The 25,800-nt window shown below is 69.4% G+C and carries 20 protein-coding genes; 14 read left to right on the top strand and 6 right to left on the bottom strand.

Annotation, left to right across the window (positions count from 1 at the left end; genetic code table 11):
* The first annotated feature begins 914 nt into the window (after positions 1-914).
* The 6 genes from JYJ93_RS22515 (at position 915) to JYJ93_RS22490 (ending at position 8,746) form a co-directional block, all read left to right on the top strand.
* A complete protein-coding gene (locus tag JYJ93_RS22515) occupies positions 915-4,355 on the top strand; it encodes a tetratricopeptide repeat protein (RefSeq protein ID WP_242543894.1) in 3,441 nt (1,146 codons plus the stop codon).
* 168 nt (positions 4,356-4,523) lie between these two features.
* The gene (locus JYJ93_RS22510) at positions 4,524-4,778 is read left to right on the top strand and encodes a hypothetical protein (protein WP_206794501.1); all 255 of its coding nucleotides are present in this window, start codon (positions 4,524-4,526) and stop codon (positions 4,776-4,778) included.
* Positions 4,775-5,056 (top strand): hypothetical protein, encoded by a 282-nt coding sequence (locus tag JYJ93_RS22505; RefSeq protein ID WP_206794499.1) that lies wholly within the window; start codon positions 4,775-4,777, stop codon positions 5,054-5,056. Before JYJ93_RS22510 ends, JYJ93_RS22505 begins: the two co-directional genes overlap by 4 nt.
* The gene (locus JYJ93_RS22500; RefSeq protein WP_206794498.1) at positions 5,053-7,005 is read left to right on the top strand and encodes a hypothetical protein; all 1,953 of its coding nucleotides are present in this window, start codon (positions 5,053-5,055) and stop codon (positions 7,003-7,005) included. Before JYJ93_RS22505 ends, JYJ93_RS22500 begins: the two co-directional genes overlap by 4 nt.
* Positions 7,002-7,931: a hypothetical protein gene (locus JYJ93_RS22495; protein ID WP_206794496.1), complete on the top strand. Its 930-nt coding sequence runs from the start codon at positions 7,002-7,004 to the stop codon at positions 7,929-7,931. The genes JYJ93_RS22500 and JYJ93_RS22495 overlap by 4 nt, the downstream gene beginning before the upstream one ends.
* Positions 7,928-8,746, top strand: a complete 819-nt coding sequence (locus JYJ93_RS22490; RefSeq protein ID WP_206794494.1) for a hypothetical protein — start codon at positions 7,928-7,930, stop codon at positions 8,744-8,746. Before JYJ93_RS22495 ends, JYJ93_RS22490 begins: the two co-directional genes overlap by 4 nt.
* A 12-nt stretch (positions 8,747-8,758) precedes the next feature.
* Here the strand turns inward: JYJ93_RS22490 and JYJ93_RS22485 are convergent, their stop codons facing one another.
* The gene (locus tag JYJ93_RS22485; RefSeq protein WP_206794492.1) at positions 8,759-9,628 is read right to left on the bottom strand and encodes an alpha/beta fold hydrolase; all 870 of its coding nucleotides are present in this window, start codon (positions 9,626-9,628) and stop codon (positions 8,759-8,761) included.
* 134 nt (positions 9,629-9,762) lie between these two features.
* On the opposite strand from JYJ93_RS22485, the gene JYJ93_RS22480 reads away from it, so the two are divergent.
* A complete protein-coding gene (locus JYJ93_RS22480) occupies positions 9,763-10,167 on the top strand; it encodes a GFA family protein (protein ID WP_206794489.1) in 405 nt (134 codons plus the stop codon).
* 9 nt (positions 10,168-10,176) lie between these two features.
* Here the strand turns inward: JYJ93_RS22480 and JYJ93_RS22475 are convergent, their stop codons facing one another.
* Entirely contained in the window at positions 10,177-10,773 is a 597-nt protein-coding gene (locus tag JYJ93_RS22475; protein ID WP_206794487.1) for a TetR/AcrR family transcriptional regulator, read from the bottom strand.
* A 102-nt stretch (positions 10,774-10,875) separates the two neighbouring features.
* Here JYJ93_RS22475 and JYJ93_RS22470 point away from each other — a divergent pair, with 102 nt between their 5' ends.
* The 4 genes from JYJ93_RS22470 to JYJ93_RS22455 all read left to right on the top strand — a co-directional run bounded on the left by JYJ93_RS22470 (position 10,876) and on the right by JYJ93_RS22455 (position 15,170).
* Positions 10,876-12,402 (top strand): NAD(P)/FAD-dependent oxidoreductase, encoded by a 1,527-nt coding sequence (locus JYJ93_RS22470; protein ID WP_206794485.1) that lies wholly within the window; start codon positions 10,876-10,878, stop codon positions 12,400-12,402.
* Entirely contained in the window at positions 12,395-13,216 is an 822-nt protein-coding gene (locus JYJ93_RS22465) for an SDR family NAD(P)-dependent oxidoreductase (RefSeq protein ID WP_206794483.1), read from the top strand. The genes JYJ93_RS22470 and JYJ93_RS22465 overlap by 8 nt, the downstream gene beginning before the upstream one ends.
* Positions 13,217-13,669: 453 nt before the next feature.
* A complete protein-coding gene (locus tag JYJ93_RS22460; RefSeq protein WP_330166738.1) occupies positions 13,670-14,404 on the top strand; it encodes a DUF6310 domain-containing protein in 735 nt (244 codons plus the stop codon).
* A gap of 1 nt (position 14,405) precedes the next feature.
* Positions 14,406-15,170, top strand: a complete 765-nt coding sequence (locus tag JYJ93_RS22455) for a DUF5953 family protein (protein WP_206794479.1) — start codon at positions 14,406-14,408, stop codon at positions 15,168-15,170.
* 52 nt (positions 15,171-15,222) lie between these two features.
* Here the strand turns inward: JYJ93_RS22455 and JYJ93_RS22450 are convergent, their stop codons facing one another.
* Positions 15,223-15,681 carry a DUF2267 domain-containing protein gene (locus JYJ93_RS22450; protein WP_206794477.1) on the bottom strand — a complete coding sequence of 153 codons (459 nt, stop codon included), beginning with the start codon at positions 15,679-15,681 and terminating at the stop codon, positions 15,223-15,225.
* A 217-nt stretch (positions 15,682-15,898) separates the two neighbouring features.
* Between JYJ93_RS22450 and JYJ93_RS22445 the strand changes: the two genes are divergently transcribed.
* Entirely contained in the window at positions 15,899-17,245 is a 1,347-nt protein-coding gene (locus JYJ93_RS22445; protein ID WP_206794475.1) for a hypothetical protein, read from the top strand.
* Positions 17,246-17,285: 40 nt separating this feature from the next.
* On the opposite strand, the gene JYJ93_RS22440 is transcribed toward JYJ93_RS22445, so the two are convergent.
* Genes JYJ93_RS22440 through JYJ93_RS22430 form a run of 3 tightly spaced genes read right to left on the bottom strand, consistent with a single transcriptional unit; the run spans position 17,286 to position 22,992 of the window.
* Positions 17,286-20,402: an efflux RND transporter permease subunit gene (locus tag JYJ93_RS22440; protein ID WP_206794473.1), complete on the bottom strand. Its 3,117-nt coding sequence runs from the start codon at positions 20,400-20,402 to the stop codon at positions 17,286-17,288.
* Complete coding sequence (locus tag JYJ93_RS22435; RefSeq protein ID WP_206794471.1) at positions 20,399-21,586, bottom strand: efflux RND transporter periplasmic adaptor subunit; 1,188 nt, start codon at positions 21,584-21,586, stop codon at positions 20,399-20,401. Before JYJ93_RS22435 ends, JYJ93_RS22440 begins: the two co-directional genes overlap by 4 nt.
* 5 nt (positions 21,587-21,591) lie before the next feature.
* Complete coding sequence (locus tag JYJ93_RS22430) at positions 21,592-22,992, bottom strand: TolC family protein (protein WP_206794469.1); 1,401 nt, start codon at positions 22,990-22,992, stop codon at positions 21,592-21,594.
* 212 nt (positions 22,993-23,204) lie between these two features.
* On the opposite strand from JYJ93_RS22430, the gene JYJ93_RS22425 reads away from it, so the two are divergent.
* Complete coding sequence (locus JYJ93_RS22425) at positions 23,205-25,061, top strand: putative metal-binding motif-containing protein (protein WP_206794467.1); 1,857 nt, start codon at positions 23,205-23,207, stop codon at positions 25,059-25,061.
* Between the two features lie 21 nt (positions 25,062-25,082).
* Positions 25,083-25,781, top strand: coding sequence for an ATP-binding cassette domain-containing protein (locus JYJ93_RS22420; RefSeq protein ID WP_206794465.1), 699 nt, complete (start codon positions 25,083-25,085; stop codon positions 25,779-25,781).
* Positions 25,782-25,800 lie beyond the last annotated feature (19 nt).

Below are 25,800 nucleotides of genomic sequence, written 5' to 3'. Positions count from 1 at the left end.
GCGCCCACCGCCCCCGTGTCACCCTTGGGCCCCTGTGCGCCCACCGCCCCCGTGTCACCCTTGGGCCCCTGCGGCCCGACTGAACCTGGGAGGCCATCCGCACCTGGTGCTCCAGCCTGCCCGGGAGGCCCCTGGGGCCCCACGTCTCCCTTTGGCCCCTGGGGCCCCACGTCTCCCTTTGGCCCCGGCGGCCCGCCCGTACCGATGTTGACGCCAAATCGGTCGTAGCCGTATGCATCCGGGGATTGCGCTGTCACCGACAGGATGTAAGTGCCTGGCATGACCGCAACCGGCGCGGGAAGCTCCGCCACGATGGTTGTTGGACTGTGGCTGAGGATGATGAGCCCGTCGCCGGCAAGGCCGACTGCCGGAGCCTCGCTGCCGAAATCCTGACCGAAGATGGTGATCTGCATCTGGTCGAGATCGACCGAAACACTTGTGACAAGGAGCGGAGCCTGGGCGCTGCTCGTGCCGGGAACGGCTGCAATTGCCATTGCAACGCACAGCATCACCAATCGAATCGTCTGCATTTTATTGAGGCCTCAGGGTTTTGAGACAGGGCTGCCACAAACCGGAGGGACGATCCAGCTTCCCTCTCAATCTCAATGAGCGGCCGAGGCGAGAAATGATGCAGGCAATTTTGTCGAGCACCGATACCGCAGCAGCGGAGCAGTTCGAACCACCCCTCCCTACATTGACCAATCTCGCAGGACTCCCTGCCGCTCCACACGCAAGCCGCGCCAGCAGTGAGTGCCTTGGGTCGGCGCGCAAGTCCAAGCTGCCTGGACGGCGTTCAACCTGGGGAGCTGGGTCGCGCCCTCTGAGTCGAGGACTTCTGGAAATTTCCGTACAACCATCCAGCTCACCGGCTCCATGGGTTCAGGAGGCCGTTGGAAACGGGGTCCTGGAGCCACATGCGGCGTTTTGTCATCAGGATGATGGTGGTGATGGTGCTCTGTGCGAAGGGCGCGGCGGCCGGCGAGGTGCCTCCGGATGCGCGGCTCCAGGAAGCACAGACGGCGTTCGATGAGGCGAACACGTCGTGGGACGCGGGGCGGTACGCGGATGCCATTGTCCGGGGTGAGCGTGCGTGCGCACTGCGCGAAGCCATCCACGGGAGCGCGCATCCAGAGGTCGCCCGGTGCCTGGACAGGCTCGGCTTTCATCTCCTGCTTCAGGGGAACCCCGTCCGGGCCGAGCCGCTCTTCTTGCGCGCGCTGGCCATCCAGGAGGCGGCCCTCGGCCCGAACCACCTGGACGTCGCTCAAACGCTCAGCCACCTCGCCAGCATTTACACGGGCCAGCACCTGGACGACCGCGCCGAGTCGCTCCTGTCGCGCGCGCTGGCCATCCAGGAGGCGGCCCTCGGCCCCAACCATCCCCTCGTCGCCCAGTCGCTCCATGGCCTCGCCAGGAATTACGTGGCCCAACAGTTGCCCGCTCGCGCCGGGCCGCTCCTGTTGCGCGCGCTGGCCATCCAGGAGGCGGCCCTCGGCCCGAACCACCTGGACGTCGCTCAAACGCTCAACACCCTCGGCGGATATTGCTTGGACCAGGGAGAGCCCGCTCGCGCCGAGCCGCTCCTGTTGCGCGCGCTGGCCATCCGGGAGGCGGCTCTCGGCCAGCATCATCCCGACGTCGCGGTCACGCTCTGGTCGCTCTCCAACCTCTCCGTGGCCCAGGGGAACTCCGCTCGGGCCGGGCCCCTGCGGTCGCGTGCGGTGGCCGTTTGGGAAGCGGCTCTGGACAACAATCCTCCGGATGTCGCGTCCGTGCTTGGCCGACTGGCGGGGCTTTACATGTATCAGGGGGCATTTGCGCGGGCCGAGCCCCTATTCGAACGTGCCGTGGCCCTTCGGGAAGCGACGGTCGGCAAGAGCCATCCCCTCGTCGCCGCAACGCTTTACAGTTGGGGTATGTCCGCCGATTACCAGGGGTTGTATGGCCGCGCCGAGCCGCTTACCGCGCGCGCGCTCGCCATCTGGGAGGCGACCCTCGGCAAGCGCCATCCCCAGCTCGCCCACCCGCTCCTCCAACTCGGAAGAATCTACACGGACCAGGGATTGTACGCTCGGGCCGAGCCCCTTCTCAAACGCGCGCTGGACATCCGGCAAGCGACCCTGGGCGAGAAACACCCTCGAGTCGCCCAATCGCTCAGCAGCCTCGGCAACCTCTACCTCGCACAGGGACTGCCGGGTCGTGCCGAGCCGCTCCTCCTGCAGTCATTGGCGATCTGGGAAGAGCGTCTCGGCAAACACCATCCCGACCTCGCCCCCACACTCCGGAGGCTTGGCCGCCTCTACCTGGCTCAGGGGTTGTATCCGCGTGCCGAACCCCTCTTCAAGCGCGCGCTGGACATCACGGAGGCGGCCTATGGCAGGAATGACTACGACGTCGCCGACGCGATGCATGACCTCGCCAACCTCTACACGGCCCGGGGTTTGTACGGCAAGGCTCGGCCCCTCTACGCGCGCGCGCTCGCCATCCGGGGCGCGACTTCCGCCGAGAACCACCCGCTCAGCGCGGAAGCACTCAACCAACTCGCCGTGGTGCACCTGGCCCAGAATCGCCTCTCCAAGGCACTCCCGCTGTTCACGCGCGCGTTCGCCATGTCCGAGCAGCGCCTGCGCCACGAGGCCCTTGGCTTCTCCGAGGTGAACCTGGCCCGGTTCCTCCAACTCCTGCGCGCCGACGAGGAGCGACTCTACGCGCTGCTGCGCGCCCATCCCGACAACGCCCGTGTCAGGCGTCTGGCCCTCGGCGCCGCCCTGCTGCTCAAGGGCCGCTCCGTGGAGGAGACCGCCAACATCTCCCGGACCATCTACCGGAGCCTGGGAGCACGCGACCGCGAGGCCTTCGAGCAACTGGGGGGACTGCGCACCCAGCTGGCGCAGCTGTCACTCCAGGGCCCCGGTTCGCTCTCACCGCAAGCCTACCAGCAGCGCCTCCAGAAGCTCTCCGGGCAGGCCGCGGCCCTCGAAGCGGACCTGGCCCAGCGCTCCGCCCCCCTGCGCGCGGTGTCCTCGCTGCCGTCCCCCGCGGACATCGTTGACCGTGTCGCCACGGCCCTGCCAAAGGACGGCGCGCTCGTCGAGTTCATCACCTACGAGGACAGGCCGCTGGCACCCGGGCCCGCGCCGCGTCCCACCTCACTCCGTTACCTGGCGCTGGTGCTCTTTCCTGACGCCACGACCCGCGCCCTGGACCTGGGACCGGCCGAGCCCATCGACCGGGCCGCCTCGCACCTGAGAGACGCCCTGGCCAGCCGGGACGCCTCCGTCGAAGTCCCCGCCCAGGCGCTCCATCGGCTCGCCTTCCAGCCCCTGCGTGCGCTGCTGGGAAGGACCCGTCGCCTTTTCCTTTCGCCCGATGGGCAACTGGCGCTGGTGCCCTTCGCCGCCCTCCACGATGGCCACCAGTTCCTGGTGGACACGTTCGACTTCACCTACGTCTCCTCCGGCAAGGACCTGCTGCCTCGCCCCCCGGAGCGGGTGTCCCCTGACGCCGTGGTCGTCCTGGCCAACCCCGACTTCAGCTCACCGCTCCCGGCGCACACCTCCTCCCAGCGAGGCGCTCCCGCGCTGGAGGACTTCTTCTCCACGCTGTCCACGAATGGAGTGCAAAGGGCCTGGGCGCTGACCCCACTGCCAGGCACCCGCCAGGAGGCCGAGGCCATCCAGCGTCTGCTTCCGCATGCCCAGCTTTTCATGGGCCCCGAGGCCACCAAGGAGCGACTGATGCACCTGCCGACCCCCGGCATCCTCCACCTGGCCACCCATGGCTTCTTCCTGGGGGACGCGTCCGTGTCCACGGCGTCCCGTGCGGTCGCCCACTTCGGCGCGCTGGGAGAGGCCCCCCCGGCAACCGGCGCCGCCACGGACCCCTTGTTGCGCTCGGGCCTCGCCCTCGCTGGGGCGAGCGCTCCGGCGCCCTCCGGCTCCAGCTCCGCCTCCCCGCCCTCCAGCAGCCTGGTGACGGCGCTGGAGCTGGCGGGCCTTGACCTCTGGGGGACCCAGCTCGTCGTCCTCTCCGCGTGCGACACCGGCCGTGGGGACGTGAAACTGGGCCAGGGCGTGTACGGGCTGCGCCGGGCATTCCTCGTGGCGGGAGCGCAGACGGTGGTGATGAGCTTGTGGAGGGTGAACGACGCGACGACGAGCGCGCTGATGGAGGCCTACTACCGCAACCTGTTGGCAGGACAGGGGCGAGCCGCGGCACTGCGCGAGGCGATGCGGGAGTTGCGGAAAACCCAACCGCATCCCCACGCCTGGGCGCCCTTCATCGCGATGGGCCTTGATGCGCCCCTGCGCCCGCTCACGGTGGGAGCTGGCCGGGCAACTCCAAGCTCAAGGTAGCCCTCCGCGCCTGCCCATTCCCGGAAATGGGCAGACATGCGACCCGAGTGGTAGGGCAGGTTGTGCCAACCCATTCCTACCCTGTTTTTGCATGGGTGTGATTGCATCGCGACGCCGTCCCGTGGATCCTGTTTCACGCCACGTGAACAGGAATGAACCGGAGACCGGATGTCCGACCCCGTACGCGTCATCTTCCGCAACCAGGCCAACGCGCCTGTGACCGTCATCATCAACGGCTATCAGAACGCCAGCAGCGTCCCGGTGCGTGTCTATTCGGGGCAGGTCACCGGCATGAGCGGCGTGTTCCAGGTGTCTGGCTATGCCAGCTACGCCTGCTCCGCCTATGCGACGAGGATGCTCTCCCCGGCGCTCGCCCCCCACACGGACGTGTCCGTCGTCTTCACCTCGGAGCAGACGCCATGAGCAACATGCGTGTCGTTTTCACGCCCAGCCCGGGACAGGGCTATCAGGCGGACATCAAGAAGGTCGCCCAGGGGCACGTCAGCAGCGTGACGAACGTGTCGGTCCACAAGGGCGCGACCACCGACGCCATCGCGACGTTCAGCGGCGGGCCGGGTGACAGCTTCTTCATGGAGCTCGCCTCCTCGGGAGGACCGCGGGCCATCTCGGGGACGGCGACCTTCTCGTCGGACGTCACCGTCACCTTCGGGATGCTCTACACGGTCTTCGAGGAAGGATGAGCGCTCCTCCGGCCCAAGAGACGCCGTCGCTCTTCCTGGTGTCGCTGCCCCGCTCCCTGTCGTCGACCACGTGGCAGTGGTCGCGCGAGCTGTTGGGGCTCTCGGCGCCCGGATGGGTGACGGACGGCGAGGTGCTCAACCTGGAGCGCTTCGGCTTCGGGCCCCACCCCGCGGCGGTGCACTTCCTGCGCCCGTCGGATGGCCCCGCCTTCGAGGCCGCTCGCGAGCACCTGGTCCACCTGGTGCGCCCCACGGGCTGGGCCTACAAGGACGTCACCCAGCCCTTCGTCGTCTCCGCCGCGCTTCGCGAACCGGGCGCCCTCCGGGTGATGAAGATCCACCGCTCCATCGCCGACGTGGCGCTCGCCATGGAGGGCCGGGGTTGGACCTATCCGGCGCGAGGCGTGCGCCGCGACGACCCGGATGAGGCCCTCATCGAAGGCCTGCTCGACGCCCAGGAGGCGCTGGAGGCCATTCCCGGCCTGGTCGTGGACTTCGACGACCTGGTGATGGACGAGCTCGCGCTGCCCGCCTCGCTCCGCAGCCTCTATCCCGGGCTCGCGATGCCCGACACCGTCTCCTTCGACGAGGCGTTCCTCCGGGCGCGGGACGAGGTCCTCACGCGACGCCGGAGCGAGCGCCACCGCGTCCTGGGAGACCGCGTGCTGGAGGCCGTGCGCCGGCGCGCGGAGCAGCGCCAGAGGAACTCACCGGACGCGCCCCGGCCGGGCTCCGCGCGCCGGAGCCGCCCGCGGGTCCTCGTGGTGGGAGACGCCGTGGCCCCCACCGGCTTCAGCCGGGTCACCGAGAGCATCTTCCGGCGCGTCTCGCGCGACTACGACGTCCACCAGCTCGGCATCAAGTACGCGGGCGGCGCCCACGATCTGCCCTGGACGCTCCATCCGGCCAACGACGCCCGCGGCGTCAGCAAGCTGCCGGAGCTGTGCGCCAGCCTGGAGCCGGACCTCGTCTTCCTCGTCAACGACATCTGGGTGCTCGGGGACCATGTCCGGGCGCTCGGCCGCGTCCCCGGACGCCACCGGATGGTGGCCTACTGTCCCGTGGACTCCGGCCCGCTGAGCCCGAATTTCCTCGCGGGGCTCCAGGGCGTCCACCGCCTCGTCGCGTACACCCGCTTCGGTCAGGGCGAGCTGAGCGCCGCCGCCGCCCGGCTCACCACCGCGCCCACCTGGCCCCGGGTGGACGTCATCCCCCACGGCGTCGACACCGACGTCTTCCGTCCCCTGACGCCCCCGGGCCCGTCGCTCGTCGCATCCCGCCGCGCCAGCCGCGCCGCGCTGTTCGGGACGAACGAATTGGACGACGCCTTCATCGTCCTGAACGCCAACCGCAACCAGCCGCGCAAGCTCATCGACCTCACGGTGAAGGGCTTCGCCGCCTTCGCACAGGGGCGTCCGGACGCCCGGCTCTACCTGCACATGGGCACCGACGACGTGGGCTGGGACGTGCGCGGGCTGGGGGCGCGCTTCGGCGTCACCGACCGCCTCATCATCAGCACGGACCAGCGCTTCGCGCCCCGGCTGTCGCTCGCCCAGCTCAACCACGTCTACAACGTGTGCGACGTGGGCGTGAACACGTCCAGCAGCGAGGGCTGGGGGCTCGTCGCCTTCGAGCACGCCGCCACGGGGGCCGCGCAGGTGGTCCCCGGCCACACCGCCCCGGGGGAGCTCTGGGCGGGCAGCGCCGAGCTGCTCGACGTCGCGTTGACCTTGTGCCAGCCCCGCATCCTCACCGACGCCCACGTGCCGTCCGTGGACGCGCTGACCGCGGCGCTGACCCGGCTGTACGAAGACCGGGCGCACCTGGAGGCCCGCTCCCGGGCCGCCCACGCGCTCGCCACCCGTCCCACGCTCCAGTGGGACACCATTGCCCTGGAGTGGGCCCGCCTCTTCGAGGACGAGCTCTCCCAGGGAGGAGGCCGTCCATGAACAATCTCTATCAGCAGGCCCTCGCGGGAACCCTGGCTTCGGCCCCCACCGGAGGCATGCGCTCGCTCCGTTTCTGGAACAACCTGCCCGTGGACACGCAGCTCTTCTACCTGGCCGAGGACGCCTCCCGGTGCGCCATGGGCGTCGTCCCCGCGGGCTACGCGGTCAACTTCTGGGTGGCCAACGGGGACTGCATCAGCTGGTCCTGCCGCCACACGGGCTCGTTCGTCGGCGTGTGCTCCATCACCTCCGGCACCCCCAGCGTCTTCTTCGGCCCCAACTCCATGGTGGCCCCCAACGACATCGGCCTGCCCCCGCAGCCCACCTCCGAGGTCATCATCCCTCCGGACTCCCCTCGCGTCCTCGTGGCCGCGGGGCTGCTGGCGAACCGCAACCGCACCATCCGCGAGCAGTACTGGCGGCGGCTGCCCGAGTCCTACACCATCGCTCCGGGAGAGACGCAGACGGTCAGCACCACGTCCACGTCGAACATGCAGCAGACGTCGTCGAACACCGAGACCGTCTCCGCCTCGCTCGGCGCCAACGCGAGCGCGGGCTGGGGGCCCATGTCCGTGGGCATCTCCGCCAGCCTGAGCGCCAGCTCCACCAGCGCCCAGGAGGTCTCGCTCAGCACCGAGTACACCGCCTACGTCTCCGACACCCTCACCGCCACCGAGAGCTACACGCAGATGTTCCTCAAGTGGCAGTTGATGGACATCGTCAGCGTGCTCTCTCCGAGCGGAGAGGTGCTCTCGAGCATCGTCAACGGGCTGTCGCCGGTGGTGCTGCAGGGGCCCTACAACGTCACGGACCTCTCCACGCTGAGCGCCCCGAAGAAGGCCCTGAAATCAGCGGGTCCGGGCTTCCCCCGCACGCGGGTCGCCGCCCGTCCGTTCCAGCCCCGGGTCCTGGCGGAGCGCAGGTGATCATCGCGTACTGGAATACCCAGCGGGCCAGCGCCGTGGCGTCTCGAAACCTGGAGCCCAAGGCCCGCAGCCTCTGGTGCTGTCAGCAGATCGGCCAATGGATCCACCGGTGCATGGAGGCCCATGAGATGAGCCCCGCGCTCATCTTCCTGTCGGAGGTGTCCCAGGGCGGAGGCGAACTGGCCGCGTTCCTCACCCGACTCACGGGCTACCCGACGCGGTACATCGCCACGAGCGACAAGAACGGCAACGCCAGCCCCTGCTCCTTCCTCGTCATGTGGCGGCAGGACCTGACGCCGGAGCTCAAGATCATCGGCGCCAGCAGCAAGCGGCCCATGGTGCGGGCGCGACTGGAAGACCTCACCGTGGCGGCCGTCCACATCGTCGCCAACCCGGAGAAGGCTCCCGATGAGATCCTGGACGCCATCTACAACCTCCACGACGAGTCACAGCCCACGGCGCTCATCGGCGACATGAACTTCGCCTGGGACCGCCTCAATGAGACACGGCCGGGCCTCAACAAGAGCCTTTCCGCCGAGGTCCGGCGGCTCTACGGCTGGACGCCGGTCCATCCCTCCCTGCTGGCCACCTATGGCAAGAACGTTCAGAACCAGGGGGTCGTGACCCGGATCCTGGACTACATGTGGAAGTCGGGCGACGTCAGCCGCGTCGAGACCATGGCCCCCATTCCCAACTACAACCAGTGGATGCAGATCGACCACGCCCCCATCGCGTACCGCATCTCCCGGAACGACGAGGACGAGCTGATGACCGACGACGAGGATGACTGGGCGGACGTCGCGGGGGTCGGGTAGCGGCGAAGGCGCTCAGCCGCGCTCCGGGGCGTGGCGGCGCAGCCACTCCCTCACCGTGGGCCAGAGCGTGCCCGCGTGGTGCTCGCGGAAAAAGCCCAGGTGGCAGATGCCCTGGCCGGCGCTGTCCGCGGGGGAGAACTGCCGGCGCTCCACCGCGCAGCCGGTGAGGTGCCCGCAGACCAGGTCGATGGCTTCGGGCGGTCCCCAGGGATCGTCATCCAGGCCAATGGCCAGCACCGGCATGCGCAGCCGGCCCAGGCGGGCCGCGGCGTCCACGCTTGCATCATCGAAGTAGAAGCGGGGCAAGGACGCCCAGCGGCTCCACTCCAGCGACGCCTGGGCGGGCACGTCCTCGCCGAGCCCCAGCCGCGCATAGGGCATGTAGCCCAGGAACCGCGCGCACAGCGGCCCGATGAGCTTGAGGTACAGGCGGACCAGCATCCGCTCCCGGAAGGACCGGATGAACCGCAGGCTCCCGGCCTGGGACGCCACCGTCACCGCCGCGGTGAGCCGCTGGCTGCTCGCGCTCAGCGCGATGGCGTGGCCGCCGAAGCTGTGTCCCACGGCCAGCAGCGGCAGCCCCGGATGGCGCTCCGCCGCCCAGCGGGTCACCGCGTCCACGTCCTGGTCCGCCCAGGTGAGGAACCCGGCGCGCGTCCGCTTCGCCACGCCGGACGGGTGCACGCCCCGGTAGTTGTAGGTCACCACCGCGAAGCCGTCGTCCGTCAGCCGCGCCGCGAACGCGAAATACATGCTCGCCGGCATGGCCGTGGCGGGATGCACCAGCACCACGCCCCGGACAGGGCCCTCCGGGCTGTGCAGCGCGGCGTGCAGCTCGAAGCCATCGGCGCAGGTGATGCGATGCGGAGTCGAGCGTGCCATGGGCCCTGTGAGCGGCTTCGCGAAAGAACCTATCGGCTAGCATGTGATTCCGGGCCGGGCAAGGCCGAGCCCTGGAGCCGGTGCGGAAGGCTCGCACGGATGACACACTGCCCTCCACTTCCAGGAGTCAGCCCATGTCCCAGCGTCGAGCGTCGTGCGTCTGCGGTCAGCTTCGCGTGGAGTGCACGGGAGAGCCCGTCCGGGTCTCCATGTGCCACTGCTTCGCCTGTCAGCAGCGCTCCGGCAGCGTGTACGCCGTGCAGGCCCGCTTCCGGCGCGAAGACATCACCGCCATCCGGGGCCACTCCAAGACGTTCGTCCGCAAGGGCGACGAGAGCGGCACCCCCACCACCTTCCACTTCTGTCCGGAGTGCGGCTCGACGGTCTATTACGTGAGCTCGCGGCAGCCGGAGCTGGTGGCGATCGCCGTGGGGGCCTTCACGGATCCGTCCTTCCCCGCCCCGGTCTTCTCCGTCTACGAAGAGCGGAGCCACGCCTGGGCCGTGCCCCGGGGCATTCCCATGGAGCACATGGACTGAAGCGGCCGCTCACTTCGCGGAAGGCCGTGCCTCCAGCAGGCCTCGCACGAACGCCGCGACCGGACCGGCAAGCTCCGAGAGCCGGTCGACGCGCTCCTCCTCCACCGCCTCCAGGATGAGCTCGTTGATGCCGCCCACGAGCGCCATGGCGATCGCCGGGGACAGCGTCTCCCCGGTGCCCGCCGCGTCGAACTCCCGCCGCATCAGCTCCGCGAAGCTGCGCATCACCTGGCGGCGCAGCTCGAAGCCCTTCGGGCCCACGTGCAGTATCTCCACGAGGAGCGTCCGCACGAGCCCCGGCCGGCTCTGGAGGCTGGAGAGGTACACGGCCGCGCCGATGGTGGCCCGCATCTCCCCCGGAGGCGCGTGCTGGATGGCCGCCTGGATCTCCGCCAGCAGCCGCGCGCTCTGCGCCGCGTAGAGCGCCAGCAGGCACGCGTCCTTGTCCTCGAAGTGCTCGTAGAACGTGCGCTTCGACACGCGCGCGTGCCGCACGATGTCAGCGATGGTCAGCCGGGCGTAGCCCATCTCCACGATGGCCTTCGCCAGGCCCGCGACGAGCCGCTCCCGGGGGGACTCACCTGCTTGCTCGGAGGGGGACGTCATGCGGCTCCCGGGGCTGGTACTTGACCGTACCAGATGGCGCTGCTACCTCTGTTCAACAGACGCATAGGCTGGGTACCTTCCTGTACCACGAGGAGTCGCGTGATGCCCCTGTCCTCCGCCGAGCCGTCCTCGCACGTCGATGTGTTGATCATCGGCGCGGGCCTGTCGGGCATCGGCGCCGCGTACCATTTGCAGGAGCGCTGCCCCACCCTGAGCTACGCCATCCTGGAGGGGCGCGGGGCCATGGGCGGCACGTGGGATTTGTTCCGCTACCCGGGCATCCGCTCGGACTCGGACATGTACACGCTGGGCTACCGGTTCCGGCCGTGGCTGGGGGGCAAGGCCATCGCGGATGGGCCCTCCATCAAGGCGTACATCGAGGAGACCGCGGCGGAGTACGGCATCGACCAGCGGATCCGCTACCACCACCGCGTCACCCGCGCCGAGTGGTCCTCCGGGGACGCGCGCTGGACCGTGGACGTGGAGGTGGGCCCGGAGCGCGCGCCCCTGCGCATGACGTGCGGCTTCCTCTACGCCTGCACCGGCTACTACGACTACGCGAGCGGCTACACGCCCACGTGGCCCGGCACGGAGCGCTTCCAGGGCCGCGTCGTGCACCCGCAGCACTGGCCGGAGGATTTGGACTACGGCGGCAAGCGCGTGGTCGTCATCGGCAGTGGCGCGACGGCGGTGACGCTGGTCCCCGCGATGGCCGGGCGCGCCGCGCACGTCACGATGTTGCAGCGCTCGCCCACGTACATCGCGGATCAACCCGCCGAGGACAGCGTCGCCCGCGCGTTGAGGTACCTCCTCCCCCGGCGCGCGGCCTACGCGGTCGCGCGCTGGAAGAACGTCGTGCGCGGCATGCTCCTCTACCGCCTCGCGCGCAGCCGGCCGGGGCTCTTCAAGTGGCTCCTGCGCCTGGGCGTGAGGCGCGCGCTCGGCAAGACGTTCGACGTCGATACGCACTTCGCGCCCCGCTACAACCCGTGGGACGAACGGCTGTGCGTCGCCCCCGACGGCGACCTCTTCCGCGCCCTCCGCGAGGGCCAGGCCTCCGTGGTGACGGACCACATCGAGACCTTCACGGAGAAGGGCCTCCAGCTGCGCTCGGGCGCGCACGTGGACGCGGACATCATCGTCACCGCCACCGGGCTGAACGTGAAGATCCTCAGCGGCCTGGCGCTGTCCGTGGACGGCGCGCCCGTCCAACTGGCGCGGACGCTCGCGTACAAGGGGATGATGTTCAGCGACGTGCCCAACCTCGTCGCGGCCTTCGGCTACACGAACGCGTCGTGGACCCTGAAGTGCGACCTGGTGGCCGAGTACACCTGCCGCCTGCTCAACCACATGAAGCAGCACGGCTACACGCAATGCGTGCCCCGCGTGACGGGCCCGGACATGACGCCGGAGCCGGTGCTCGACTTCAGCTCCGGCTACGTGCAGCGCGCGCTGGACTCCCTGCCCCGCCAGGGCACGCGCGCTCCGTGGCGCCTGTTCCAGAACTACGTGCGCGACCTGGTGATGATGCGCTTTGGCCGCGTGGACGACGAAGCCATGGAGTTCAGGGGACAGGCGCTGCTTCCGGAGGCGGGCCCCCGTCCCGGCGCGGAGGTGGCGCGTGACTGAGCGCATGCGGCTTCAGGGCAGGACGGCGGTCGTCACGGGCGCGGCGAGCGGCATCGGCCGCGCCATCGCGGTCAGCCTGGCGCGCAAGGGCTGTCACCTCGCGCTGGCGGACGTGAACGAGGCGGGGCTCGCGGAGACGGCGGAGCTCGCGAAGGCGCCGGACGTGCGCATCAGCCGGCACCGGCTGGACGTGTCCGACAAGGAGGCCGTGGAGTCCTTCCCGGCGAAGGTGAAGGCGGAGCATCCCGGGGTCGACCTGCTCTTCAACAACGCGGGCGTCGCGCTCGGAGGCACCTTCGAACAGGTGAGCAGCGACGACTTCGAGTGGCTGTTCAACATCAACTTCTGGGGCGTGGTGCGCCTGAGCCGCGCCTTCCTCCCCCTGCTGCGCCAGAGCGACGACGCGCGGCTGGTGAACCTCTCCAGCGTCTTCGGCCTGGTGGCCCCGCCGGGACAGGTGGCCTACGCGGCCAGCAAGTTCGCCGTGCGAGGCTTCTCCGAAGGGCTGCGGCACGAGCTGGAGGGCACCACCGTGGGAGTCACCGTGGTGCACCCGGGAGGCGTCGCGACGTCCATCGCCGCGAGCGCCCGGGTCCCCACCGGCGCGACGGCCGAGGAGGTCACCCGCCGCCGCAAGTCGTTCCAGAAGATGCTGAAGCTCCCGGCCGAGGCCGCGGGCGACATCATCGTCCGCGGCGTCGAAGCGCGCGAGCAGCGCATCCTCGTGGGCAAGGACGCCGTGGCGCTGGCGATGCTCGCCCGCCTCTTCCCCGTGACGTACTGGAAGCTGCTCGGCCCGCGCCTGCGCTCCTGACGCTGGCCCGGCAATTCAGTTCGAGTCGATCCAGACTGACCTCTCGCGCATCGGAGGAACTGGGAGCCGTTCAAGAGCAGGCGGCGGAGGATGAAAGACTGGACAAGCTGCCGAAGAGATGGCCAGGGCCCTGCTCAAGCCTGAAGTTGCCCACCGCGCCGGGTTGCCGAACTCCTGCACTCACCGAACGTCCTCGCCGTCGGGGCGTGCAGCCCTACTCCAGGATAGCTCCCCCAACCCGCGGCTTCCTGGCTTGCTTGAAAGGTCGTGGCCATGCGTTTGCGCGCATGCATCGCACTCCTGCTCTTCCTATCAGCCTGCGCTTCGTCGACACCGTCTTCCCGTGCGCAGGGCACCCGGAGCCCGAGGCTCGCCAATCTTCAGCGAGCGGCGAAGCTGCCCTGGACTGACGGGGGGCGTTGCGTTGTCCGCGAGGCTTCCCAGTCTTGGCCCGTGCTGGTCGAGCGATGTTATCAGGCGCTCGACCATGACCGGATCGAGTTCCACGACACCACGGGAAGATGCGCGGTCGCCTCCGCTGGCGTTGGTGCCATGGAAGTCGGACTCTGCGTTCTGGTGGCTCCTGAGATCGTCGTGGGAGCCGTCATCGTCCTTGGTTTCGTGGTGGTCGCCGCCGCCATCAAGGAAGAGCTTGATGCGTATGAGTTACGACACCTCTATCCGGAGGAAGCAGGGACCTCACGAGGAACGAAGGTGGCATCCCGAGATGCTGAAGCGCAGCGCAAGCCCAAGCCGAAGCCCGAGCCAGCGGGGCAGGACTGGCAGCCCCCAGTGCCGACCGATCCACTGGAGCGAGAGCGCCGCCCGGAGTGCAAACCAGTCCCGGTGCGACACCTGGGCGGCAATGACCCACACAACGAATGTGCTGACAACATTCCAAACAACAGCTTCCCTGGCTGGGATGTGCTCGTCAATGGGAAGAACTTTGACGGATTGGTATTCGCTACACGCACGCTGTGGGAGGTCAAGACCGACAATTTTGACACATACCCGCCCGATCTTCGCAGGATTGTGCTCGATGATCAGGTGCCCAAGATGCAGAGCGAGCGCGAACTCGCCAGGGCCTGCGGATTCGACTTCAGGGTCGCAGTGCGTAGTGCCGCGCACAAAGCTGCCTTGCTTCAACGAGACAGCACCCTCAGAGTTGTCGTCATGAACTGGTGTTGAAATGACAAATCCATCGGAATCACTGAGTCTTGTCGCCTACGCCCCAGCACCAACCAGGGGCGACAATCGCCCGTTGGCCATTGTTCATGGAATGGAACGCACCTTCCCCGGCTTGCGCTTGGAGTGGACAATCTCCGACGCGGGGCAACTCATCCCATTGCCGCAACGTGATGAGTGGGTGGCCAAAGGAAGAAGAGACGGACCGGGAATTCCGCTCGTCTGCGATGGCGGAAATGCGAGCAGTCGCGTGACGCTCTCCGGATGGGAACGGCCAGCGGGCAGTTCCCCAGGCAACCTCAGACTGTTTGAAGTCCATGCGGATATGCCATGGGACGCAACCGGCATCGCGGCGGCGGCTGCGGTGTTGGAGGACATCGGTGACTGCGCTCGCGCGTTCTGGGGGTATGTCAATCCGGAGGGAATCGCCGTGACAGTGGCGGAGCAGTTTCGCCACCCGGAGGATGATCCGCATATCTCACCGAAAGGGCTGCCCTCGCTCAAGCTCCCGTGGGAACTCCCCGCGCCTGAGATTCCGCATTACCTCGCGTGGCTGAACTACTGGTCGGCCGCTGCTGCACGAGCCCTCGGGTTTCCGGACCCTTCGCGCGACGCCGAGTTGCTGTCGCGGGCTCGGCGCACGGCGACGGGCGGGTGGGTCGTGCAGCTCACGGAGGCGCCCCTCGACTTGGACGATCCTGCCCACCTGAACACGCTCAAGCGGACTTACGAGCGCTTTCCGGAGATCGGCGGACGCGCCGCGCCTTGAGCTCGATTCAGCGACTCGAGGCGGGGCTCCGCTCCTGAAAGCTGTCTGACAATCAGACAGGCCTGCGAAACAGGTCGCCCAGGTCGGCGGGCAGCTGCGACGCCACGGCGGCGACCTCGTCCTCGGGGATGCGGTCGCGCACGGCGGTGAACACCGCGGTGACGACGCGGAAGGCCTGGTCGGGCTTGATGTTCAGGTGGTCCGCCACGTCGGTGATGAACTCATCGCGGCCAATGCGCTTGGCGCGTGAAGGCCCCCGGTGCACCGAGCAGGCCCCCAGGATGGCGCCAATGCCGCCGGGCAGCGCGCGGTAGAGCTTCACGTCCTCGCCATCCGACAGCCTGCGGGCGAGCGAGCAGAACACCGCCTTCGCCGCCTCCCGGGCCTCCAGGCCCTGGGTGTGCATGACGGCGTCCCCCTGGATTTCATCCAGGAACGGCTGGAGCTCGAGCGACTCGTCGCGCTCCTTGACGGGCACGGCGTGGGTGTCGGGAGGAACAGTCGAGGCCATGGCAGCGTCTCCGAAGGTTCAGGGCCCCAAGACGGGGCCGTGGTTCCGAAGACGCTGCGCATGTGCCAGCCCCCCTGCATCGTCCACCCGCGCCGGGGGCGCGCGGGCGGGCGGGCCAACGCTGAGGCAGTCCAGCCACACCTGACAGGTGATGTTCCTCACGGAGCGTCCGTGCTCTCATCGCGCGCCGGACAGAAGCAAGACGTGAGGAGGCCCCGTGTTCAGGTATCGCTGTAGGACCTGTCGCCAGAGTTGGAGCTCCACCGCGGCCTGTCCCTTCTGTCCCTTCTGCCCGTTCACCTTCAGCAAGCCGGAGCTGCTCGAAGGGACGGCGCCGTCTGGCCTGGAGAACGAGGCGATGACCTGCCCGGACTGCTCGGCGACGGTGCGGGTGGCCAGGTTGGAGTTGGAGCGCGTCAACGCATGCCCGACCTGCGGCACCCGCAGGCCCCAACCCGGAGATGGAGGCAGCGGCGAGGACGACGAGCGCGCCGTCCAGGAAGAGCTCGGCCAGGAGCGCATGCGGCTGCTGGGAGGCATCCGGAACATCCTCCGGTGCACCCCGCAGAGCCACGTGCTCTGCCTGGGGGCCAGCAAGCACCTGGCGCTCGTCTACTCCGCGACGCAGGCCGGCCAGTACACCTTCGTGAGCCTGGACGCGAATGACGTGGGGGAGCGGGTCCGCGTCCTCAAGCTCTACCACCCCGAACTGGACGTGAAGGATCGCAGCTCGATTGGCGCCTATACCGACCGGATCATCCTCAAGGGTCCACCCCCGCTCCAGGTCCAGGTCCGCTTCCTCTGCCTGGGCTACGACGCCTTCTTCGAAAAGAACCCCGACAAGCGCTACGACGTCTTGATCGACAAGGCCTCGTGGATCTTCAGCGACTCGAACGCGGCGGGACGCTACCTCGCGAGCCTGAACGCGGGCGGGTATTGGATCACCGACAACGACCTGGACTACGGACAGGCGCCGTGGCTGCTCTCGATGCTGGGGCTCACGAACGAGACGGCGCGGTTGAACGACCTCGCCAGGATTGGCTACGGCTACCTCACGGCCCTCATCTACCGGCGCACCGGTGAGCGCTCCTCGGAGGTGCTCACGTACGTGATGGCCTACTGTCAGAGCGTCCGGCAGATCCTCCGCAGCATCCGGGACCGGCTGCGCTACGGCTCGGACGTCCTGGAACCCTTCATGGTCAGCGCGATGGCCATCCGGCAGATGAAACCCATGCTCGTGCAGGCAGGATTGGGCACGCAGTACGAGCAGGCCCTGAGCTTCTGGGAGGAGAAGCTGCCGGCCCTTCGGGACGCGGATGAAGACGCCACGGACGAGGATCCGACGCCGGAGGTGGAGATCCCCCTCCCCGCCCAGCAGACGCTCCAGGGCCACCAGCTCATGTTCCGCTTCGCGAATGCCTCGAAGGAGGAGCTGTCGACGATCGTGGCCAACACCGTCCTGAGGGAGAAGCAGCCCCCATTCACCGCGTTCACGGTCTTGAGCGTCGAGAAGTCCGAGGGCAAACCCGCGATGCTCTGGACGTTCAAGATCGAGCGCCGTTGAGCGGCACACCGCCGCCCACGGCGCTCTGTCGACTCAAAGGCTACCCGTGCGGCACCGGCCGGGGCTCGTCGTGGACGGAGCTTGAATCGTCCCCGCCCTTCCCCTTGCTGAGCCGGTTGCCCACCCGCGTCTTGATGCGGTCCGCGACCACGTAGAACGCGGGCACCACGAGCAGGCTCAGGACGGTGGACACGGACAGGCCGCCCAGCACCGCGACGGACATGGGTGCGCGCGTCTCGCTGCCCGCGCCCAGCGCCAGCGCAGCCGGTACCGCGGCCATCATCGTCGCCAGGGACGTCATCAGGATGGGCCGCAGGCGCACCGGCCCCGCGCGCAGCATGGCCTGCATCGCGTCCGCGCCCTGCTCGCGCTGCTGGAGCGCGTAGTCCACCAGGATGATGGAGTTCTTCTTCACGATGCCCATCAAGAGCAGCAGGCCAATCATGCTGAAGATGTTCAGCGTGTGTCCCGTGACGAGCAGCGCGAACGACGCGCCCGCCACCGACAGGGGAAGGATCGTGAGCACCGTCACCGGGTGCAGGAACGAATTGAACTGCGCGCCCAGCACCATGTACGCGACGGCGATGCCCAGGAAGAGCGCGAAGATGAGGCTGCTCATCGAGTCGCGGAACGCCACGCTCGCGCCGCCCGCCACCACGCGGATGCCGCCGGGCAGGTTCTTGCCCAGGGACTCCACCGTGGCCAGCGCGTCCTCCTGATTGGCCCCCGGCGCCACGTTGGCGTAGAGGCTGATGGCGCGCTCACGGTCGCGGCGGGTGATGGCCTGCAGCGCGGGCAATTCCTCCTGCGTCACCAGCGCCGACAGCGGCACCAGCATGTTGTTCGCCGTGCGGACCTTCAAGAGCGACAGGTCCTCCGGCCGCGAGCGCTGGCTCGCGAGCAGCCGCATGCGCACGTCGATGCGCCGCCCGCCGCTGCTGTACTTGCCCACGCGCACGCCGCCCACCAGCGCGTTCACCGTGGATGCCACCGTCTGGATGGGCACCCCCAGGTCCGCCGCGCGCGCGCGGTCCGGGGTGATGCGCAGCTCCGGCTGACCCAGCTGGTAGTCCGTGTCCAGGTCCACCACCTTGCCGGACGCCTGGAGCTGCTCGCGCAGGGACTGGCTCGCCTCCACCAGCTTGTCCCAGTCCGAACCGCGCACGCTGAACTCCACCGGGAAGCCGCGCTGCGCGGTGAAGCCCGCCTGGGACAGGTCCTGCACCACCGCGCGCAGGCCCGGGTAGCTGTTGAGTTCCTTGCGCAGCACCTGCGCGAACTCCGCCTGCGACATGCGCTGATCCGTCGGCACCAGCGTCACGTTCATGTTGCCGGCGTTCACGGAGGAGCCGCCGCCACCGCCGCCCACCACCACGAACACGCGCGTCACCTCCGGGCGGCTGGAGACGAAGGCCTCCGCGCGCTTGAAGAGGCGGTTGGTCTCCTCCAGGCTGCTGCCCACCGCCGTCTGCAGGCGCACGGACATGCGGCCCTGGTCCTGCGACGGCACGAACTCGCCCGGCAGCGCCTTGAACGCGAACGCGCTCAAGATCAGCATGGCCACCGCCGCCAGCAGCACGCGCCAGGGCCGCACCAGCCCCCAGCCCAGCACCCGCGCGTACAGCGCCTCCAGCTTGGAGAAGGCCTTGTCCACCACCACGCCCACCCGGCTGCGGTGCTCGCGCGACGTCTTGAGCAGCTGCGCGCATCTCGCGGGCGCCAGGGTGATCGCCTCCACATAGGACAGGAGCACCGCCACGCACAGTGTGACGCCGAACTGGAGGAAGAACCGGCCGATGATGCCCTTCATGAAGACGACGGGCAGGAAGATGGCCACCACCGCCAGCGTCGCCGCCAGGGCCGCGAAGGTGATCTCCGCCGTGCCCTCACGCGCGGCGCTCACCCGGTCCTTTCCTTCCTCCGCGTGCCGGAAGATGTTCTCCAGCACCATGATGGCGTCGTCCACCACGATGCCCACGGCCAACGCCAATCCCAGCAGCGTGAACGTGTTGAGCGTGAAGCCCAGGAAGTAGATGACCGCCACCGTTCCCAGGAGCGACATGGGGATGGCGAGCACCACGTTGAGCGTGCTGGACAGCGACCCCAGGAACACCCAGCACACGAACGCGGTCAGGATGCACGCGAGCAACAGCTCGAATTCAATCTCGTGCACGCTCTCCTCGATGAACTGCGTCGAGTCGAAGTTGATGCTCGCGCTCATGCCCTCCGGCAGCTCCTTCTGGAGCTGATCCAGTTGCTCGCGCACCGCCTGGGCCACCGCCACCGCGTTCGCGCCGCGCTGCTTCTTGATGCCCATGGCCTGCGCGGGCTCGCCGTTCACGCGCGCGAGGCGCCGCTCGTCCTCGAAGCCGTCCTCCACGATGGCCACGTCGTGCAGGTACACCGTGCGCCCGTTCTCCTCGCGCACCGCCACGTTCGCCAGGGTCTCCAGGTCCAGCGCCTCGCCCATGAAGCGGACGTTGACCTCGCGCCCTTGCGTCTCGATGCGGCCCGCGGGCAACTCCACGTGCTCGCGCTGGAGCGCGGCGATGACGTCCGTGACGGTGAGCCCGTGCGCGTCCAGCTTCTGCGCGTCCACCCAGATGCGCACGTTGCGCTCCAGCAGGCCGCCCAGGATGACCTCGCCCACGCCGGGCACCGTCTGCAGGCGCTCCTTCACGCGGTAGCGCGCGAAGTCGCTCACCACCTGCTGGGAGAAGGGCCCGGCCACGCCCAGCCACATGATGGGCTGGTCCTCCGGGTTGGACTTGGAGACGACGGGCGGATCAATGTCCAGGGGCAGCCGGCGCTGGGCCTGGCTCACCTTGGTCTGCACGTCCTGCAGCGCCAGGTCCACGTTGCGCGACAGGTCCAGCTCCACCGTGATGTTGGCGCTGCCCTGGCGCGCGGAGGACGTGATGCTCTTGACGCCCTCCACCTGCGTCACGGCCTCTTCGATGAACTCGACGACGTCCGACTCGACCGCCTCCGGGTTGGCGCCCTCCCACGACACGGAGATGTTGATGGTGGGGAAGTCGACGTCCGGGAACTGGCTGATGCCGATGCGCTGGGCCGCCACCAGTCCGAAGATGATGGTCGCCGCCATGATCATCCAGGCGAACACCGGCTTCTTGATGCAGACGTCGGTGATGCTCATGGACGGCCCTCCGTGGCCCGGTTCGCGTTCGTGTCGCCGCGGGCCTCGGCCGGGGGCTGCTCGCCGCCCACCCTGGGCTTCGGGCGCTCCTGCTCCACGCGCACGGACACGCCGTCACGCAGGGCCTCCGCGCCGCGCACCACCAGCGTCTCACCGGGCTTGAGGCCCTCCTTCACCTCCACCCGCCCGTCCGGCGTGCGCAGGCCCAGCTCCAGGATGCGCTCGCGCGCCTTGTTGTCCGTCACCACGAACGCCAGGAAGCCGCGCTCGCTGGGGCGGATGGCCGTCTGCGGAATCACCGGGCTGTCCCCGCGCGACTCCACTGGCACGCTCACCGTGGCGAAGGCGCCCGGGCGCAGCTTCCGCGCGGCCTCGCCCGTCACCTCCGCGGTCACCGCCACCATGCGGCTCTGCGTATCCGCGCTCGCGGACACGTAGGTGATCTTCGCCTCGTACGACCCACCGTCCGAGCGCACCGTGAAGCGCGCGGGCATCCCTGGTTGGATCCGCGTCACGTCCGCGGCGGGCACGTTGAAGCGCAGGAGCAGCGGCTCACGGCGCAGGAGCGTGGCCAGCACCACGCCCGGCTGCACGTACTGGCCCGTCTGCACGGTGCGCGTCTGGAGGATGCCGTCCATGGGGGCGCGCACGTAGGCGTCGCGCTGGTTGAGCTGCGCCTGATCCAACGCCGCCTTCGCGGCCGCCATGTCCGCCTGCGCGGTGGCGGCGCGGGCCTGGTACGTCTCCAGCTGTTCCGCGGGCAGCAGGCCCGGGCTCTGCGCGTTGACCTCCGCGCGGCGCTGGGCGCCGGCCTTCGCCTCCACCAACGCGGCCTGGGCCTTCTGCAGCGCGGCCTCCGCGGCGCGCACGGCGATGGCGTAGCGCGCGGGTTCGATCTCCGCGAGCGTGTCGCCCTTCTTCACCGTCTGGCCTTCCGCGAAGGACACCTTCTCCAGGGCGCCCGGGACGCGCGCGGTGATCTGCACGCTCTCGAAGGCCTCCACCGCGCCCACGGCGCTGACCGCGTACTCCACGTCGCGCGCCTCCACGGGCGCGACCTCCACGGGGAACTGGGTGGGGCCCCGGCCCGCGCCCTTGCCGCCCTGCGCGGGCGCGTCCTTCTTGCAGCCAGGGGCCAGGGCCAGCACGGCCAGCGACAGGGCCAGCACTCCAGTGCGTTGCATTGCCTTCACGGTTCCTTCCCCAATGGATTCAGTCCGACAGCGGCCCGCAGGCCCAACAGCGCCACGCCCAGCCCATACCGGTTCTGCGCGAGCGTCACCTCCGCCTCGAAGAGGCTCAAGGACGCGTCCGCCAGGGTGAGCGCGGTGGACAGGCCCTGGCGGTAGAGGATGCCTGTTTCCGCGGCGTTCTTCCGCGCCGCCTTCGCCGCCTGCTCGCTCTGCGCGAGCGCGGCCCGCGCCGTCTCCAGGTTGACCCTCGCCTGCTCGATGTCCACCGGCACGCGGCGCGTCGAGGCCTGGGTGTTCAGCTCCGCGACGTTGGCGAGGGCCACGCGCTCATCGCGGTCGGCGTAGCGGGCGCCGCCGTCGAAGAGCGTCCAGGTGAGATCCAACGCGAGGAAGCCATCACCGACGTTGCCGTTGAGGCCCGCCTCGTTGGTGAGGCGGTACTGCGCGCTCGCTCCCAGCGACGGCAGCAGGCGCGCCAGGGGCTCCTTCGCGTTCTCCCGCAGCGAGCGGACACGCAGCCGCGCGGAGAGGATGTCCGGGCGCCGGTCCGTGGCGCCCTGCGTGAGCATCTCCAGGGACGGCGTGGGCTGGATGGCGTCCGCGAGCAGCGGCTCCGGCGGCGCGAGCTCCCCCTGCACGGGCTCCACGAGGAGGTAGCCCAGCTCCAGGCGGCTCGTCTCCGCGGTGCCCAGGGCGGCGGCGAGGTTGGACTCGGCGGTGGCCAGCTCCAGCTCCGCGCGGGTGACGTCGTTGGTGCTGGCGAGCCCGGCGTTGGCGCGGGCCTGCGCGTCCGCCAGGCTCTGCTTCGCGTAGGCCAGGCGCTGCTCGGCGGCCTGGTACACCTGCTGGTTGGCCAGGGTGACGAGGAAGGCGTTGGCGGCGTTGAAGGCCACCTGGCGGCGCGTCTCCACGGCGTCCAGCTTGGAGGCCTCGCTCTCCAGCTTCGCGGCCTTGTAGAGCGGGAAGCCGCGCGCGTCGAAGAGGGCGACCCGGCCGGAGAAGACCGCGCCCAGGGCGTTGAACTTCTGGAGCACGACGGTCTGTCCGCCGACCTCGCGCGTGGACTCCCGCAGGCGCCGCGTGTAGGTGCCGGTCGCTGAGATGGTGGGCAGGAAGAAGGCGCGGGCGCGGGCGACGCGGGCCTGGGCGGCCTCGGCGGTCTGTCCCGCGGCGAGCACGGCCTCGTTCTTCTGCGAGGCCAGCTCCACGGCGCGCTCCAGGGTCAGCGGCGCGGCCCCGGCGTCCGGCCTCGGCGGCTTGGGGAAGGCGCTGGCGGGAGATTCGGCGGCGGGTGCTCCGGAGGGCGCAGGCGGCGTCTGGGCGAGTGCGTCCGGGGCCAGCGCGCAGAGGCAGGCACCCAGGGGCGCGGCGAAAAGGGCACGGCGGACGGTGGGCATAAGGCAGGTGCGGTGGAACGGGCCAGTGTTGAAAGGTCAGCGGCCCCTATACACGGAAGCCGTCATCCCGGGGGTGATGAGCGGAGCGTGTCTGGACGATGCCTCGCGCATCGGACTATGGGTCGGGGAAGAAGGCTCTCGGGTTGAATTGCCGACGGGTGGCGACATCGCCCTACTCCGGGGGTGTGGGCGCGCCCCAGAATGCGTGCCCCATGCGTTTATTCCTGGTCGCTGTGCTCGCGAGCATCCTCGCGGGGTGCTCCAAGGGCGATGAGCTCAAGTCCGCCGCGCTGAAGGTCCAGGTTCATTACGAAGGATTTCGGCCGGGGTGCGTGACGCTGACGGTCACGGATCAGACGGAGGTGTCCCGCCACGCCATGACAGAGGTGAACGTGCCCGCCGGTGCGCCTCCGGGCACGCTGTCCGTGGCGGTCTTCCGGCAGGCCGGCTGGAGCAACGACGTGAAGCTCGTGGCCCGGGCACACGAGCAGTCCTGCGAAGGCGCCCAGGTGGCGACCGCCGAGGCCACCGCGAGCCTCGCGAATGACGGCATCACGCCGGTGGAACTGTCGCTGGCCGCCCTGGACGCGGATGGGGACGGCTTCGTGCGCAGGGAGGACCAGGGCACGGACTGCGACGACCGCGACGAGATCCGGGGTGGCCCCATGCCCTGGTACGCGGACGACGACAATGACGGGTACGGCAACGGGCTCCTGCCGCCCCGCACGGTGGCCTGCGAGGGCCCCGCGCTGACCGCCTCCCGCGCGGGCGACTGCGACGACCGGGACCTGAACGTCCATCCGGATCAGGCGGAGTTCCGGTGCGATGGCAGGGACGACAACTGCGATGGCGTGAAGGACGAGTCGTTCGACGTGGGCGGGACGTGCTTCAACGAGCTCGACTGCCAGGGCGTGAAGGCCTGCGGCGGGCCGAATGGGAGCGTCACCTGCGCGGGCACCGCCACGCCCACGCCCTACTACGTGGACACGGACGGGGACGGAAAGGCCGGCACGCAGATGGGCTCGAAGTGCGGAGCGATTCCCGCGAACGCGAGCCGGGACTCCACTGACTGTGACGAGAGCACCGCCTACGTGGCGAACGGGCTCCCGGAGGTCTGCGACCGTCTGGACAACAACTGCGCGGGAGGCGTGGACGAGGGCACCACCTGCGCCACGCGCGCATGGACAGAGAACGGGAACGTCGGCGGGAACGTCGACTGGAGGTCCATCGCGCTCCACGGCACCCAGGGTGCCTGGTTCACGGGGCAGGACAAGCTGGCCTACGCCACGCCCTCCAGCTTGACGAGCTTCACCTGCAACGGGCAGTGGCGGGCGGCGTGGACCAGCAGCACAGGGCAGGTGTTCCTGGCGGGCGATGATGGAAAGCTCACGACCCGCCTGCCCACGGACACGCCGACCACGCCCTGCAGCGTCATCACCGCGACGGGAAACACCAGCCACCTCAATGGGATTGTCGGGCTGGAGGAGCCCGCGGGCAGCGATCCGGTCCTCTTCGCTGTGGCGAGCAATGGCAACATCGTGCGCTGGCGGTGGCCGGCCGCGCCCACGGTCGTGACCCAGGTGCAGGCCAACCTGCGCGCCATCGATGGACTCGGAACCCCTGACACGTTGTTGGCCGTGGGCTTCGAGACTGTCAGCGGCCAGCCGTCCGTGCGGGCCTTCCGCTCCAACTCGGATGGAAGCGCGTGGCAGGCGGAGTCGTTCAGCGCCCCCATCACGGGCTCCCTGCGCGGGGTGGACGTCGTGAACAGCCGTCTTGCCTTCGCGGCGGGAGATGATGGGGTGGTGCTCCAGCGCTACCTCGGGGTGTGGAGCACCCTGCCCCCACCCAGCTTCCTGACCCTCCGGGTCAACGCCCTGGACGTGCAGGGATTGGCGCAGGGCAAGGTCTATGTCGCTGCTGGACAGGGAGGCGTCTACTTCTACGATGGCAGCACCTGGAGCGCCGTCCATGAAGGGACGAACGCCCTGCGCTCCCTGGACTCGAAGTCTCCGACGAACATCGGCGTCGTGGGCGAACGTGGCACCGTCGCCTACTGGCGGAAGTGAAAGGACCCTCGCCGCTCCACCATGGACCTGCGCGCCGAAGCCCTGACCCTCCGCTACGGCCCCCGCACCGTGCTGGAGCCCACGGATTGCCACATTCCTCCCGGCACGCAGGCGCTGGTGCTGGGGCGTTCGGGGTCGGGCAAGACGACGCTCCTCAAGGCCTTCGCGGGCCTCCTGCGCCCCACTTCCGGACGGGTGACCTGGGATGGGCAGGAGGTCGCCGGGCTCTCGGCGCAGGAGCGACGCGCGCTGCAGGCGTCCTTCGGCTTCGTGTTCCAGACGGACGCGCTCTTCGACTCGCTGACGGTGCGGCAGAACGTGATGCAGCCACTGCTGCGCCGTCGCGTGGCGGAAGACGAGGCCCGTGAGCGGACGGACGCGGTGCTGCGCTCGGTGGGCCTGGCGGACGCGGCGGACACGCTGCCGGAGCGGTTGTCCGGCGGCATGAAGAAGCGCGCGGGGCTCGCGAGGGCCATCGCGGCGAGGCCGGCGGTGCTGCTGGCGGATGATCCGTTCGCGGGCCTGGATCCCGGCACGGCGCGTCAGGTGGCCCGGGTGCTCCTGGAGGTCGCCGGCCAGGGAACGCTGCTGGTGGCGGCGCCGGAAGCGCCGGTGGATCTTCCCCTGCCCCGCTGGTTGTACCTGCGAAGCGGCAGACTGGTGCACGATGGGGCCCCGGCGCCGCGGCTCGAGAGCGCGCCGGACGAGGCCCTCGCATGACTCCGCGGTCCCAGCACCC

The sequence above is a fragment of the Corallococcus sp. NCSPR001 genome (assembly GCF_017309135.1).
Lineage (GTDB): Bacteria > Myxococcota > Myxococcia > Myxococcales > Myxococcaceae > Corallococcus.
This window is presented reverse-complemented; position numbering and strand designations above follow the sequence as displayed.

Bases quoted from the DNA above. Each gene is read 5' to 3' on its own strand.
- JYJ93_RS22515 (WP_242543894.1), top strand. From the start codon at position 915: ATGCGGCGTTTTGTCATCAGGATGATGGTGGTGATGGTGCTCTGTGCG.
- JYJ93_RS22510 (WP_206794501.1), top strand. From the start codon at position 4,524: ATGTCCGACCCCGTACGCGTCATCTTCCGCAACCAGGCCAACGCGCCT.
- JYJ93_RS22505 (WP_206794499.1), top strand. From the start codon at position 4,775: ATGAGCAACATGCGTGTCGTTTTCACGCCCAGCCCGGGACAGGGCTAT.
- JYJ93_RS22500 (WP_206794498.1), top strand. From the start codon at position 5,053: ATGAGCGCTCCTCCGGCCCAAGAGACGCCGTCGCTCTTCCTGGTGTCG.
- JYJ93_RS22495 (WP_206794496.1), top strand. From the start codon at position 7,002: ATGAACAATCTCTATCAGCAGGCCCTCGCGGGAACCCTGGCTTCGGCC.
- JYJ93_RS22485 (WP_206794492.1), bottom strand. From the start codon at position 9,628: ATGGCACGCTCGACTCCGCATCGCATCACCTGCGCCGATGGCTTCGAG.
- JYJ93_RS22480 (WP_206794489.1), top strand. From the start codon at position 9,763: ATGTCCCAGCGTCGAGCGTCGTGCGTCTGCGGTCAGCTTCGCGTGGAG.
- JYJ93_RS22475 (WP_206794487.1), bottom strand. From the start codon at position 10,773: ATGACGTCCCCCTCCGAGCAAGCAGGTGAGTCCCCCCGGGAGCGGCTC.
- JYJ93_RS22470 (WP_206794485.1), top strand. From the start codon at position 10,876: ATGCCCCTGTCCTCCGCCGAGCCGTCCTCGCACGTCGATGTGTTGATC.
- JYJ93_RS22455 (WP_206794479.1), top strand. From the start codon at position 14,406: ATGACAAATCCATCGGAATCACTGAGTCTTGTCGCCTACGCCCCAGCA.
- JYJ93_RS22450 (WP_206794477.1), bottom strand. From the start codon at position 15,681: ATGGCCTCGACTGTTCCTCCCGACACCCACGCCGTGCCCGTCAAGGAG.
- JYJ93_RS22440 (WP_206794473.1), bottom strand. From the start codon at position 20,402: ATGAGCATCACCGACGTCTGCATCAAGAAGCCGGTGTTCGCCTGGATG.
- JYJ93_RS22435 (WP_206794471.1), bottom strand. From the start codon at position 21,586: ATGCAACGCACTGGAGTGCTGGCCCTGTCGCTGGCCGTGCTGGCCCTG.
- JYJ93_RS22430 (WP_206794469.1), bottom strand. From the start codon at position 22,992: ATGCCCACCGTCCGCCGTGCCCTTTTCGCCGCGCCCCTGGGTGCCTGC.
- JYJ93_RS22425 (WP_206794467.1), top strand. From the start codon at position 23,205: ATGCGTTTATTCCTGGTCGCTGTGCTCGCGAGCATCCTCGCGGGGTGC.
- JYJ93_RS22420 (WP_206794465.1), top strand. From the start codon at position 25,083: ATGGACCTGCGCGCCGAAGCCCTGACCCTCCGCTACGGCCCCCGCACC.